We start from the raw sequence: 13,025 nt of genomic DNA on the forward strand, positions 1-13,025 counted from the left end.
AGGCGCCAGGGAGTTTGGGGCTTTGATTATCTGTGTCACGAAAGGAGGCAAGACATGAGCCGTTATTTCAATAACATGCCACTAGCGAGAAAGTTAACCTTTGTACTTTCCATTATAGGGCTAGTTCCAGCGATTATTATCGCTTCAATTGCCCTTTTCAATAGCTCCCAAGCTCTTTCAAATGATAAGTCCTCGGCGCTCACAGCTGTGGCTGAACTGAAGACGAGTATTATTAGTCAATATTTCAATACCGCCCAGTCACAGTTGGAAAACTTGAGTCGCAGTGGTATGGCGCGTAATGCGCTGAATGAATTTTCAAAAGGCTACCATAGCTATTTAGAAGAGTATCAAGTTGATGGTGCAAGTACTTTAAAACGGTATTACCGGGATGAGTTCGGCGCTAAATATTTAACCGATACCTCTGAGAGTATTGATGATACAGCCTTAGTATCCTCACTTTCAGAGATTGCCAGGGCACTGCAAACTAGCTATATAAGCTTGAACCCTTACCCACTCGGTGAAAAAGATAAGCTGATTGATAACGGTAGCTCGACCCTATATGACCGCACTCATAATCAGTACCATAAAGACTTTAGCAGTTATGTTTCTGAATTTGGCTACTATGATATTTTTCTAATTGATGCCAACAGCCATGAGGTGGTCTACTCAGTTTACAAGGAGCTGGATTATGCGACGAATCTAGAATCTGGCCCTTATAAAGCCAGTGGTCTGGCAGAAGCCTATCGTGAGGCAGTCCTCAATAAAACGACGGTTTTTGTCGATTATGCCCCCTATACCCCTTCTTATGAAGCGCCTGCGAGCTTTATTGCTAGCCCTATTTTCGATGGCGAGTTGCTGAAAGGTGTGTTGATATTCCAGCTGCCTCTGGATCAAGTCTCTCAGGTAATGAGCTCAACATTTGGTTTAGGTGAAACTGGCGAGTCTTATCTTATAGGCAGCGATAAGAAGATGCGTTCGGATAGTTTCTTCGATCCTAAATATTCAGTTAAAGAGTCCTTTCGTTCCCGCAGTAATATTATGGTCGATACTCAGCAAGTCGATAACGCCTTGAGCAATGAGTCTGGTTTTATTGAGAGCCAGAATTACTTAGGTCATCAGGTCGTAGCAGCCTATGCACCGTTAATTGTAATGGGTAGTCGATGGGCTTTGATTGTGGAGCAAAGCACGGAGGAAGCTTATGCTGCCATCTCTTCTCTTAGGTTGCTATTTATCGTTATGATGCTGGGGTTATTGATATTGACTGTGTTAATTGCCATCAAGTTCGGTCGCTCAATTGCCTCACCCATTCAAGATTTGTCGGCCTTTATTCTTGAGCTAAAGTCTCAGTGGCGATTCTCTATGCGCACTAAGGTCAGTAGCACAGATGAAACAGGCCAAGCGGCACAGGCGCTCAATGAGATGCTTAGCTCCCTCGATTCGGCAGTGCAGGACATCAATGGCACTGTCGAAGAGTTAGCGAAGGGAAACTTTAAACATAGGGTCCAGACTGAAATGGCAGGAGATCTGGATGATCTTAAGTGCACTATCAATGACTCTGCGAGATCGATTACCGAGTCACTCGATGACATAGGTCGAGTGATGAACTCGATAGAGCGCGGTGACTTCACTCAAAGGGTAGAAGTGAATGCTCAAGGGCAATTATTAGAACTCAAGACGATGGTCAATGCCACGGCTCAGAGTACGGCTATGTTTATTGACGATGCTGTGAATGTTATGAAGAGTGTTGAGGCCGGAGATTATAGTGTCAGGGTGACAGTAAATGCCTTTGGAGAGCTAGACACCTTTAAACATGTGATTAATCAAAACATTCAAAATACTGAATTGGTTATCGACGATATTGGTCATGTGATGAAAGCGATTCAGCTCGGTGATTTTACTCAGTCAGTTAGCGTACCAGCGCAGGGTCAATTATCCACTCTTAAGATGACGGTTAATCAGACGGCTGAGGGCATGGCCAGCTTTATTCTGGATGTCACCAATGTCGTGCAGCAATTAGAAGCGGGTAATTACACCGTGAGAGTGGGAGTCGATGTAGCTGGTGAGTTACAAACCTTTAAATATGCCATCAATCAAAATATTGAAAATACCGAGTTGGTTATCGATGACATTGGTGCAGTGATGCAGTCTATTCAGCAGGGAGACTTTTCCCAAGTGGTGCAAGTGCCGGCATTGGGCCAGCTTAATACCCTGAAAATGACGGTGAATAAGACTGCTGAGTCCATGGCTTCCTTTATCGAAGATTCGACGGGTGTAATGCAAAGATTAGAAGGTGGAGATTATAGTGTCAGGGTTTCGGTTAACACTGCTGGTGAACTAACGACATTTAAGCAGGCCATTAATCAAAACATCATGAATACACAAAGAGTGATTACTGAGATAGGCTCAGTGATGCAGCAAATTCAGCAAGGTGTTTATGGTAAACAAGTGGAGTGTGATGCTAAGGGGCAACTTGCTCTGATTAAAGATAGCGTCAATGCGGCCTCTAAGATCACTGATGATATTGTACGTGAAATCATTCAGGTGATGGAGTCACTCGCACAAGGAGACTTTAGTCATCAAGTTTCAGTTGATGCTAAAGGTGACCTAGCCAGACTAAAGCAGAGCATTAACCTGGCAGCATCAGGCACTAAAGATGTGATTAATAACATTATTCAAGTGATGAAAAAAGTGGCCAAAGGTGAGTTTGATCAACAAGTGACAGCCGACGCCAAAGGGCAATTGTTAGACTTAAAACTAGGTGTGAATTCGGCAGCAACCTCCTGTGATCAAGTGGTGAAGGCGATATCTCAGGTGATGGAGTCATTATCTCATGGCCAGCTAGACCAAAGAGTTATCATTCAGACCTATGGAGACTTCAATCAACTCTCTGGTGCGGTTAATCAAACTTGCGATGCAGTCGAAGCAAGCCTCAACGAATCTAAAAATGTGATGAAAGCTGTGGCGGAAGGTAATCTTTCAGAATCTTTTAATATGGCAGTCGAAGGTGAGTATGCTGCATTGAAGCAGAGCATCAATCGCACCGTCGATAACCTTGTTGCCATGATCGATGAGATCCGAACTGCCGCAGATGTTGTTAATCACAAAAGTCAGCAAGCATCAGAGGAGACGTTCGGTCTTAATCAGCGGGTCGACGAGCAAGTTGCCAGTGTAGAGAGTATCGCCAGCTCTATGACTCAGATGCAATCATCTATCAGTAGTACTCTGGATAAGGCCCATCAGTCGGCAAACATGTCTTTGCAGGCTCATAAATATGCTATCGAAGGTGAGCGTGTTGTCGATGATGTGATTCTGGCAATGAATGGCATAACCCAGTCGAGCACCAAGATGTCCAATATCATAGGGGTTATTGATGAAATAGCATTTCAAACCAATCTACTTGCTCTCAATGCCGCGGTCGAAGCGGCTAGAGCGGGAGAGCAAGGGAGGGGCTTTGCCGTTGTTGCAGGAGAAGTCAGAAATCTTGCCCAGCGCAGTGCTAATGCAGCTAAAGAAATATCGCATCTTATCAATGACTCCGTTGAGAAAGTGAATGCTGGGGCTGGGCTAGTGACTGAATCAGGCCTGCTTCTAAAAGAGATCACTATCTCGAGCGAAGGGGTGAAAAATAATGTTGATAAAGTGACATTAGCCATGAAAGAGCAACAGAGTCAGGTACTTTATGTGTCTGAGGCCATGGAGAATGTTGACAGTACTATCCAGCAAAGTGCGACCATGCTGGAGAATCTTAATCAAAATGTCGGCGATGTGAAACAGCAAGCCTTGGGTCTACTGAATCTGATTGAAAAGTTTCAGACTCAATCACCTCAAGTGCTCAAGGTCGTGTAATTCATTCAAATATCTGTCTCTGCGGCTAGACGTGTTTTAGCCGCTTTATTTTACTGATTGGCACTATGTTTGATTTGGGCTGTATTTGCCTATTAGCTAGCACTCATTAAAGTGCAGCACATTAAATACTTCAATGATTAAATGGCTCGACCAATAGTCACTGGGCCAGCCAGCCTTATTCTTAAGCGCATCAATAAACTCTTTAGGATCTGAGAGTTGCTCCCACACCTGAGGCAGAAAAACGCTTCTGTGACCACCTTCAGAAAGTACGACGCCCAGGCGATCATTATTCAGATAATGTTCAAGTTCTATCTGACTGTTTACATCGAGTTGTAAAAGGGGCGAAAGCAGTGAGACTTCAATGGTAACTCGTTCGAGTTGCTCTTCTGTTAACGGTGAGAAACGTCGGTCATAAAAAGCGCTACTAGTGGCCAGATCTGGGATACTTTGACGTAACGGACGATCGCTTTCTATGCAGCCCATACAACCTTTAAGTTCACCGTGGATTGTCAGAGTGACGAAACTGCCGAGAGTTAAGTCGAATATCGATGCCGTTAAATCGCTACGTGGAGACGCAGTTAACTGATGAGAGCTAAAAGCGTTAACTAAGGTATCCCTGGCTAATTTTAACAGTAGTCGCTTCTCTGCTTGGGTAATGTTAACTGATGGCGAAACTGGCATAGCCGACCACCCGACTCTTGTCCCCTGCATTGCTCTCGGTACAGTCACCGGAGTTTTGATAACTGAGCTGAGTGGTATTGAGGTTATAGCGGCAGACTAGCAAGGCTATTGCATTGAGCGCACGACAACCACAGGCTTGTTGGGAAGAAATATCACGCCTGTTATCTAAAATGAGCTGACAAGTCTCTTTATCTAGCCGCTTGGCCTCGTCATAGTGATGGAAATGACTTAAGTCTGTACTGACAACAATTAATGTCTCATCACCTAGCCATACTTGTTCCAAAATGTCAGCCATGAATTCTGGATGTATATCTCCCACCAAGATTGGGACTAAGGTGAAGTCGGTTAGTTGATGTTGTAGAAAGGGCAGCTGCACCTCGAGGCTATGCTCTTTTTGATGAGGCATATCTGAGATGGTAGCGCCTTCAAATTTTAATAAGCGTTCGACACAGGTCTTGTCGATCGCAATTTTTCCTAAGGGAGTTTTAAAGTGGCTGCTTTGTGGCAGCGCGCAGCCATGAAGGTAGACAGTATGAGCAGGACCTATTAATACCACTCGCTTTATCTTCTCTGCCATTGCTGCAATACAGTTAAAAGCATGGGCAGCCACAAGTCCCGAATAGATATAGCCCGCATGAGGCACTATGATGATTTTTGGGAGTTGAATTGCCTGCAGTGCTGGTTTATCTGCAAGCACAAGCAGGTCGTCGAGTTGCATCATCAGCTCAATAGGATCGGCGGGATAAAACAGTCCTGCGACGGCGGGAGCGCGAACAGAGCTTAGCATCTGGTACCTGGCTAGATTTTTTAAACTAGGCTTTAAGTATAGGCCAACGTGGACACATTCAGATGATGCCTAAATCGAGTAGAAACACAGGTGAAACTCATCTTGTTAACAGCCATATTGGAGAAGCCAATGTTATAGAAGCCAGCACTGTAGAGACTAAGTACTGGCATCAATTGGATGATGGCAGAGTGCAATGCGATCTCTGTCCCAGACATTGTCAGCTGCGTGAAGGTAAGCGTGGGGTCTGTTTCGTACGGCAAAATATTGATAATGAGATAAAACTCACCAGTTATGGTCGTTCCAGTGGTTTCTGTATTGATCCTATCGAGAAGAAACCGCTGAATCATTTCTACCCCGGCAGTTCTGTGCTGTCATTTGGTACCGCTGGCTGTAACCTGTGCTGTAAATTCTGTCAAAACTGGGACATCAGCAAGTCGCGTGAGTTCGATACTTTAGGCTCGAAAGCCAGTCCAGAAGCGTTAGCTGCAGCGGCTAAGCGTATGGGTTGTAAGAGCATCGCTTTTACTTATAACGATCCGGTCATCTTTTTGGAATATGCCGTAGATGTAGCTCAGGCCTGTCATGAACAGGGGATCAATTCGGTGGCGGTTACCGCAGGCTATATCTGCCCCGAGCCCAGAGTCGAATTTTATCGCTATATGGATGCCGCGAATGTGGATCTGAAAGGTTTTACTCAAGACTTTTATCATAAGATCTGTAGTGGCAACTTAAGCAATGTACTCGATACCTTGCTTTACCTTAAGCATGGGACTCAGGTATGGTTCGAGATAACCACACTCTTGATCCCCGATGAGAACGACTCAATGAAAGAGTTGGAGCAGCAAACCAAATGGATCGCCGACAATTTAGGGCTAGATGTTCCATTGCACTTCAGCGCCTTTCATCCAGACTTTCATATGCTAGATAAGCCCAGAACTCCGTCATCGACACTGATGCAGGCTCGAGAAATTGCTCTCGCTCAGGGCCTCAACTATGTCTATACCGGCAATATTCATGACACCAATGGTGGCAGCAGCTACTGCCCATCATGTCATAGACTCGTTATTCATCGAGACTGGTATGAGTTAGGTGAGTATCACTTGGATCACGGCGGTAAGTGCCAGCATTGTGGTACGCAAATACCCGGGCGGTTTGATGGCCCTTGTGAGCACTTCGGTAGGAATAGGGTCCCGATAAAGATAGGTTAAAAGTAGAGACCAAGCGGTAAGTTATAAGTTATAAGTGGTAAGTAAAAGCATTGGTAATACTTAATTTTATGCATTAAAAAAGGTGACCCTAAGGCCACCTTTCTGCTCGGTTAGCTTTTCGATATCGCGTTGATATAGAGCTTATATTGACACGCCGAAGGGAATTAAATTTATTCGGCGGTAGGAAAAATCCCAGTCACAGCTATACATGCAGTAAGTGATTCATACGAAATTCCATTTCCATTTCCATTTCCATTTCCATTTCCATTTCCATTTCCATTGCCATTTCCATTGTTATTGCCATTTCCACCGTCAGTTTGAATCACTATGTGCTGGCGCAAATCGGGTAACGCAAAATCCACATTCCCATCCCCGCCATAAGTTGTTCCAATAAGGGAAAATAAACTAGCGTTCTGAGCAATGGAGAGAAGTGAACCATCAGCTTCAACCCAATGACCTGAGTTATTGCTGGTGGGACAAAAATCAAAAGATACAAATTTAATTTCACCTAAAAATGGTTCATCTGCCTGAGCAAATGTGGAAGCCATCAGCAGTAGGAATGTGATCACTAAAGCTGGAATTTTATACCTAGTAGCTATCATAGTACTTTCCTTAAAATGAAATTGATGCCAGACAATTTCGACACCCGAGTAATATAAATACTATTCCTATCATTGATTAACCTCTGGCTTTACAATCAAATCATGATTTCCGTGTTCTATATATAACTCGATTATTAGCAGTAATAAATATAGTACAGGGTGAATATTTCATTGTATTAATAACGTATAAGAAAGCCTTTAATATATGACCTTAGTATATAGGTAAGTTACTTTAGGTTGGGGGGCATAGAAGTCGTATGACAACGCATAGTAAATTGAGTTTAATCGACTTAAGAGATGAACGACCGTTTTGGAGTAACAGAGGGTTATTTATTGATTGAAACACAGCCCAGTAAAATGCCTGCAAACTAGTATTGGCTTACATTAAATTCAATTGTTTCCTACCGACAATATAAAAAGTTAGCATTATTCTTACTAATAATAATGCTTTATATAACTTAAGATACATCAATTTATTCTTGAACGTAAAATAGAATTTTTGTAGGAGTCGTCCATAAAAAAGCCCTGTAGATAATACAGGGCTTATAAAGTCGCTTTACATTATTTAATGTAGGTCCTGATTATGTACACGGCTTGCTAAATAGCTGCCTGTTTATACATCTCTTTCTGATAGCTTTCTATCTTCAAGCTAATTTTGAAGATAGACAGCTCGCGACCGACGATAGCATTAACCTTCTGCTTTTAACCTTCCGCTTCTAGCTTAGCCAGCTCTGCTTTCTGTTCAGTTAGCTTTTCGATATCACGCTGATACTCAGCCTGCTTAGCACGTTCTTTCTCAATCACGGCAGCAGGGGCTTTAGCCACGAAGCCTTGATTAGATAGCTTACCTTCAATGCGCTTATACTCACCGGCGGCTTTCTCAAGCAGCTTATCGATACGGGTAACTTCCTTCGCGACGTCGATAAGACCCGCCATTGGGATAAGTAGCTCCATATCACCAATTAACTGAGTGGTCGACATCGGGGCGACATCGTCTTCAGACATAATAGTGATAGTCTCAAGTTTTGCCAGTGTGGTGAAGAAAGTCTGGTTCGCTTCAAGACGAGACCTGTCTTTGTAGCTCACGCCACGTAGCAAGGCATTAAGCGGCTTAGATGGTGCAATATTCAGTTCGGCGCGTATGTTACGTACCGCAGTGATCACTTGCTTAACCCACTCAAGATCTTCCATTGCCTCGGCATCAACTTTGTCAGCTTGATATTGTGGGAACTCAGCCAACATCAGTGTATCGCCTTCGACACCAGCGAGAGGCTGTACACGCTTCCAGATGGTCTCAGTGATATAAGGCATCATTGGGTGCATCAGGCGCTGCATCTTCTCGAGTACAGTGACTAAGGTGTGTCGAGTACCACGAAGCTGAGCTTCAGTACCACTTTGCATCACAGGCTTAGTTAACTCTAAGTACCAGTCACAGAACTGGTTCCAGGTGAACTCATAGATAGTATTAGCCGCTAAGTCGAAGCGGTAGTTTTCCATGTGCTCATCATAGGTTTTCACTGTTTCATTGAACAAGCTGATGATCCAGCGATCCGCGAGTGACAGCTCCATTACGCCTGGCTTGCCATCAACAAGAAGTTGACCACAATCTAACGCTTCGCCAACTGCATCGTCAGCGGCATCTTCAACCTGCACTTCTGTGTTCATCAGTACGTAGCGCGATGCGTTCCAGATCTTATTACAGAAACTGCGGTAACCATCGAGACGCTTCATGTCCCAGCTGATATCACGGCCTGTTGATGCCATAGAGGCAAGTGTGAAACGCAGGGCATCGGTACCATGGGCTTCGATGCCATCGGCAAACTCTTTACGGGTGCTCTTCTCAATTTTTGCCGCCAGTTTTGGCTGCATCATGTTGCCAGTACGCTTAGTCACTAAAGACTCAAGATCGATACCGTCAATCATATCTAATGGGTCAAGTACGTTGCCCTTAGACTTAGACATCTTGTTACCGACTTCATCACGGATAAGGCCAGTAACGTATACCGTTTTAAATGGCACTTGTGGTTTACCGTTTTCATCTTTGATGAAATGCATGGTCATCATGATCATACGGGCAACCCAGAAGAAGATGATGTCGAAACCTGTAACTAATACATCCGTTGGGTGGAAGGCTTTTAGCTCTTCGGTATTCTTCGGCCAGCCCAGTGTTGAGAAGGTCCAAAGTGCTGAGCTAAACCAGGTATCGAGGACATCGTTGTCTTGGCGAAGAACCACAGAATCATCAAGCTTGTGCTTAGCGCGCACCTCGCTTTCATCGCGGCCAACGTAGACTTTACCGGCTTCATCATACCAAGCTGGGATACGATGTCCCCACCAAAGCTGACGTGAGATACACCAATCGTTAATGTCACGCATCCACGAGTTGTACATGTTCTCATATTGCTGTGGCACAAACTTAATATCGCCATTATCAACCGCTTCCATGGCTGTTTTCGCCATAGGTGCAACTGACACATACCATTGGTCGGTCAGTAATGGCTCAATCACCACGCCTGAACGATCGCCATAAGGCACTTTTAATCCGTGTGGGTCGATTTTACCCAGTAGACCTAAGGTATCTAACTCGGCAACCACGGCTTTACGTGCTTCGAAACGGTCTAGGCCAGCGTAACGCTCAGGTAAGCTGCTATCTAATTCGTTATTTTCTGTGCCATCTGTATTGACGATTTCAGCATTTGAGCGGATAGCCGCATCAAAGGTCAAAATGTTGTACATAGGTAGTGCATGGCGCTTACCGACTTCGTAATCGTTAAAGTCGTGTGCAGGAGTGATCTTTACACAACCTGTACCGAATTCCATATCAACGTAATCGTCAGCAACGATAGGAATAAGACGGTTTACAATCGGTAGGTGGATAAACTTGCCAATCAATGATGCATAACGCTCATCATCTGGATGAACCGCTACTGCACTGTCACCTAACATGGTTTCAGGACGCGTGGTGGCGATCTCTAAGTAATCTTTGCCATCGCTCGTTAATGCACCATCTGCTAATGGGTAGCGGAAATGCCACATGCTGCCTTGCTTTTCTTTGTTCTCAACTTCGAGATCTGAGATGGCAGTGTGTAGGGTGGGATCCCAGTTAACCAGACGCTTACCGCGGTAGATAAGGTCATCTTCATACAAACGAACGAAAACTTCCTGAACCGCTTCAGACATGCCTTCGTCCATGGTGAAACGCTCGCGATCCCAATCTACAGAAGCGCCGAGACGACGTAACTGCTTAGTGATGGTGCCGCCGGACTCTTTTTTCCAGTCCCATATTCTGTCTATAAACTTTTCACGTCCAAGATCATGGCGTGTCTTGCCTTCTTCGGCAGCCACTTTGCGTTCAACCAACATTTGAGTTGCGATACCCGCATGGTCGGTACCGACCTGCCAAAGGGTATTTTTACCCTTCATACGCTGATAACGCGTCAGGGTATCCATAATCGTATCTTGGAAGGCATGACCCATATGCAGACTACCCGTCACATTTGGTGGCGGGATCATGATGCAATAGTTGCCTTTGGACTCGTCGCCATGTGGCTTGAAGTAACCTTTCTCTTCCCAGCTTTGGTAAAGAGATTGTTCTATAGACTGCGGGTTATATGTTTTTTCCATGGGAGCTAGTATTTCTCAAACTAAATTAAGTGGTTGTTTCGCTAAGTCTTGAGTGCTTAATGTCACTCCAAGGCTCTTGTACTGGCGGTAACGATCGCGGGCGATCGTCTTGAAACCAGTATCATTGGCAACGAAATCGATAATCTGACCAAAGTTTACCGCAAATGAGGGTACTTGGTCTGCAAGATTAATCAGAAGATGGCGATTTTTATTGGGCCCCAGGTTATCGAAGCCGATTTCAACGGGCGCACCAGTCGTCGGCCCTTCACCTTTGAGGTTGTGGGGCACAAAGGAATTAGGCTCAAACTGCCATAACAGTTCATCGACAGCATAAGCCTGCTCTCTATCCTGGGTATGGATATAAACCAGCTGCTGATGTACATATGCATCTTGCGCAAGTTCACAAGCAAGTCGATGGACCTGTTCAGTCGCCTCTGTGGGGCTATTAGCCTCAGCAGGCATCACATAAAATAGGGCATTTGGCATAGTTAGGATCAGTTAGGTTTATTTTACTGTCGAAGGGAGGGATTTTACACTAAAAGGAGGTTAGTTATCAGCCTCTTTTTTGTAGCTTTTGACTTTGTTTTATCTCATTGGAGGTTTGTTGCTGCGTTAACCTTTAATCATACGAATTGCTTGCAGCAGGCTTATGTGCAAACGCTTCTGTGACACGCTATGAATATATCCCTATACGCTCTGCGATTTCATCCCTGAAATCGAAGGTCACAGCCGCGTTTACACCTGGTTATCTGTTTCTTCGATTTTAGTCGCACGGAAGTCAAAATCCTTCAGGTGAGGCGCATGGCTTATAGTAAATACAGACTCTACTTATTCTAAAAACTGAACAAAAGCGATTCACCACGGAGAACACGGAGGGCACGGAGAAAGGCAACTGCTAAAGCCTTTGTAGGTCTTCATCTTTACCTCCGTGTTCTTCGTGAAAGCGGAGCGCTCCGTGGTGGTATTACGTTTGGAGAAAGTTATGTTTATCCTATCGGAACTACTAAAACTTCAATTAAATATTACTCTGACCCAATTTGTTCATTTACCATTAATTGTATTCATTTTTAAGTTTCTAATGAACACTGAACTCTTTGGATGTTTTTTATACCTAACTGCATTTTTACTTTGGCCGATGTGTTTGCCGAATGAACCAAAATTACAGGTGGCTTGAAGCCTGAAGTGTAAACCGCTTCTTCAATCCATAGCACTACATCATAACCAGTGCCGCGTTCATCATCTCCCAAATCATGATCAAGGCTGATAATAGAAACCTTTCCTGTTTTTAATACCTCAACAGCCTCACTTGGCCAGTAAACCCTTGTCCAGCCAAAGGGAGTTTCACGTTCGTCATCGAGATAGACTTTCATAGTTTTTTCTTAAATTATTATTCAAATAGCTATCGATTAAGTCATTATCTATGAACATCGCAATAGAAATAAATTTGTTGCACCTTATCCAGTTGAAGTAATGTTCAGCATAGCGTATGCCTGTATATTTATAGTTAATTTAAAACTATTCGATAGTGGTTATTAATTTATCTAATTGACGTTATTTGCTTTAAAGAAAACTCAATCGATATTCTTTCGCTGTTGAATTCATCAGTTTTTTCAAAATTTTTATGACCTTTACCATGTATGGTTCTAATATGTCCGTTCGGGTAAGTTATCTGATAGTTCATAGCGATCCCTTTTCCTGTATTTCCGAAGCGCACCGTTGCTCCCTGGAATCCACGCATATTTTTTAGCACCTCATTAATATAAAGGGCAGGCATTTTCGATAACATTTCTAAAGTAATATTTAAGTGGTTCATTTACTTTTCTCCTTTAAGGGTAAAGCGTGTAGCAGTAACAAAAATAGGATTTTTAATAAGTTCCTTATCTTCAATGTAAGCGAGCTTTACTCCTTTCTGTTTAATTTTATATCCTTCAATTTCCATTATTTTTGACATAAAGTTTCCACACATTTGTTTATATTGGTCTCTCCTTTTTTTGTCAGTTGTTGGTTGAAAAACATCTAAGTTTTGCAACTCAGGTGTAAGAGCTTCAAGGGCTGGTCGACGTAGGTAAGTTGCTACTTTTACTTTAACAATGCTCTCCGGTAAAGTAAGGATTTTCCAGATTTGTTGAGCTTCCTCTTCTTTGCTTAGCGCTTTAAATTGTGGGCTTGGAGAGCATACATATTGTTTCTTCATTACGATTCCTATTATGACACCTGTCGATTTTGACTGGTGTCATAATAGGATTGGTGAGAGGGGGGAGCAAGCTACTCAGCTTG

Annotated in this window: 10 protein-coding genes; 2 read left to right on the forward strand and 8 right to left on the reverse strand. The window is 43.7% G+C overall.

Going from position 1 to position 13,025, the window contains the following annotated elements:
* Window positions 1–54 precede the first annotated feature (54 nt).
* The gene (locus FM038_RS05000; RefSeq protein WP_195873209.1) at window positions 55–3,846 is read left to right on the forward strand and encodes a methyl-accepting chemotaxis protein; all 3,792 of its coding nucleotides are present in this window, start codon (window positions 55–57) and stop codon (window positions 3,844–3,846) included.
* Window positions 3,847–3,942: 96 nt separating this feature from the next.
* On the opposite strand, the gene amrA is transcribed toward FM038_RS05000, so the two are convergent.
* Window positions 3,943–4,527: an AmmeMemoRadiSam system protein A gene (gene amrA, locus FM038_RS05005; protein ID WP_142872241.1), complete on the reverse strand. Its 585-nt coding sequence runs from the start codon at window positions 4,525–4,527 to the stop codon at window positions 3,943–3,945.
* On the reverse strand, window positions 4,505–5,314 hold the full coding sequence (amrB, locus tag FM038_RS05010; protein WP_142872242.1) for an AmmeMemoRadiSam system protein B: 810 nt from the start codon (window positions 5,312–5,314) through the stop codon (window positions 4,505–4,507). The genes amrA and amrB overlap by 23 nt, the downstream gene beginning before the upstream one ends.
* A gap of 65 nt (window positions 5,315–5,379) precedes the next feature.
* Here amrB and amrS point away from each other — a divergent pair, with 65 nt between their 5' ends.
* Window positions 5,380–6,522, forward strand: coding sequence for an AmmeMemoRadiSam system radical SAM enzyme (gene amrS / locus FM038_RS05015; protein ID WP_142872935.1), 1,143 nt, complete (start codon window positions 5,380–5,382; stop codon window positions 6,520–6,522).
* A gap of 170 nt (window positions 6,523–6,692) precedes the next feature.
* On the opposite strand, the gene FM038_RS05020 is transcribed toward amrS, so the two are convergent.
* The 6 genes from FM038_RS05020 to FM038_RS05045 form a co-directional block, all read right to left on the reverse strand.
* Window positions 6,693–7,124 carry a phage tail protein gene (locus tag FM038_RS05020; protein WP_199242725.1) on the reverse strand — a complete coding sequence of 144 codons (432 nt, stop codon included), beginning with the start codon at window positions 7,122–7,124 and terminating at the stop codon, window positions 6,693–6,695.
* Between the two features lie 702 nt (window positions 7,125–7,826).
* Complete coding sequence (locus FM038_RS05025; protein WP_142872243.1) at window positions 7,827–10,748, reverse strand: valine--tRNA ligase; 2,922 nt, start codon at window positions 10,746–10,748, stop codon at window positions 7,827–7,829.
* Between the two features lie 15 nt (window positions 10,749–10,763).
* The gene (locus FM038_RS05030) at window positions 10,764–11,234 is read right to left on the reverse strand and encodes a DNA polymerase III subunit chi (protein ID WP_142872244.1); all 471 of its coding nucleotides are present in this window, start codon (window positions 11,232–11,234) and stop codon (window positions 10,764–10,766) included.
* A 581-nt stretch (window positions 11,235–11,815) separates the two neighbouring features.
* Window positions 11,816–12,118 (reverse strand): cyclic-phosphate processing receiver domain-containing protein, encoded by a 303-nt coding sequence (locus tag FM038_RS05035; protein WP_142872245.1) that lies wholly within the window; start codon window positions 12,116–12,118, stop codon window positions 11,816–11,818.
* A 167-nt stretch (window positions 12,119–12,285) separates the two neighbouring features.
* A complete protein-coding gene (locus tag FM038_RS05040) occupies window positions 12,286–12,561 on the reverse strand; it encodes a hypothetical protein (protein WP_142872246.1) in 276 nt (91 codons plus the stop codon).
* Complete coding sequence (locus tag FM038_RS05045) at window positions 12,562–12,942, reverse strand: hypothetical protein (protein WP_142872247.1); 381 nt, start codon at window positions 12,940–12,942, stop codon at window positions 12,562–12,564.
* Window positions 12,943–13,025 lie beyond the last annotated feature (83 nt).

This window comes from Shewanella eurypsychrophilus (assembly GCF_007004545.3).
Lineage (GTDB): Bacteria > Pseudomonadota > Gammaproteobacteria > Enterobacterales > Shewanellaceae > Shewanella > Shewanella eurypsychrophilus.

Coding starts and splice junctions, on each gene's coding strand:
- amrB (WP_142872242.1), bottom strand. CDS start 5,314: ATGCTAAGCTCTGTTCGCGCTCCCGCCGTCGCAGGACTGTTTTATCCC.
- FM038_RS05020 (WP_199242725.1), bottom strand. CDS start 7,124: ATGATAGCTACTAGGTATAAAATTCCAGCTTTAGTGATCACATTCCTA.
- FM038_RS05025 (WP_142872243.1), bottom strand. CDS start 10,748: ATGGAAAAAACATATAACCCGCAGTCTATAGAACAATCTCTTTACCAA.
- FM038_RS05045 (WP_142872247.1), bottom strand. CDS start 12,942: ATGAAGAAACAATATGTATGCTCTCCAAGCCCACAATTTAAAGCGCTA.
- amrA (WP_142872241.1), bottom strand. CDS start 4,527: ATGCCAGTTTCGCCATCAGTTAACATTACCCAAGCAGAGAAGCGACTA.
- FM038_RS05035 (WP_142872245.1), bottom strand. CDS start 12,118: ATGAAAGTCTATCTCGATGACGAACGTGAAACTCCCTTTGGCTGGACA.
- FM038_RS05030 (WP_142872244.1), bottom strand. CDS start 11,234: ATGCCAAATGCCCTATTTTATGTGATGCCTGCTGAGGCTAATAGCCCC.
- FM038_RS05000 (WP_195873209.1), top strand. CDS start 55: ATGAGCCGTTATTTCAATAACATGCCACTAGCGAGAAAGTTAACCTTT.
- amrS (WP_142872935.1), top strand. CDS start 5,380: ATGCCTAAATCGAGTAGAAACACAGGTGAAACTCATCTTGTTAACAGC.
- FM038_RS05040 (WP_142872246.1), bottom strand. CDS start 12,561: ATGAACCACTTAAATATTACTTTAGAAATGTTATCGAAAATGCCTGCC.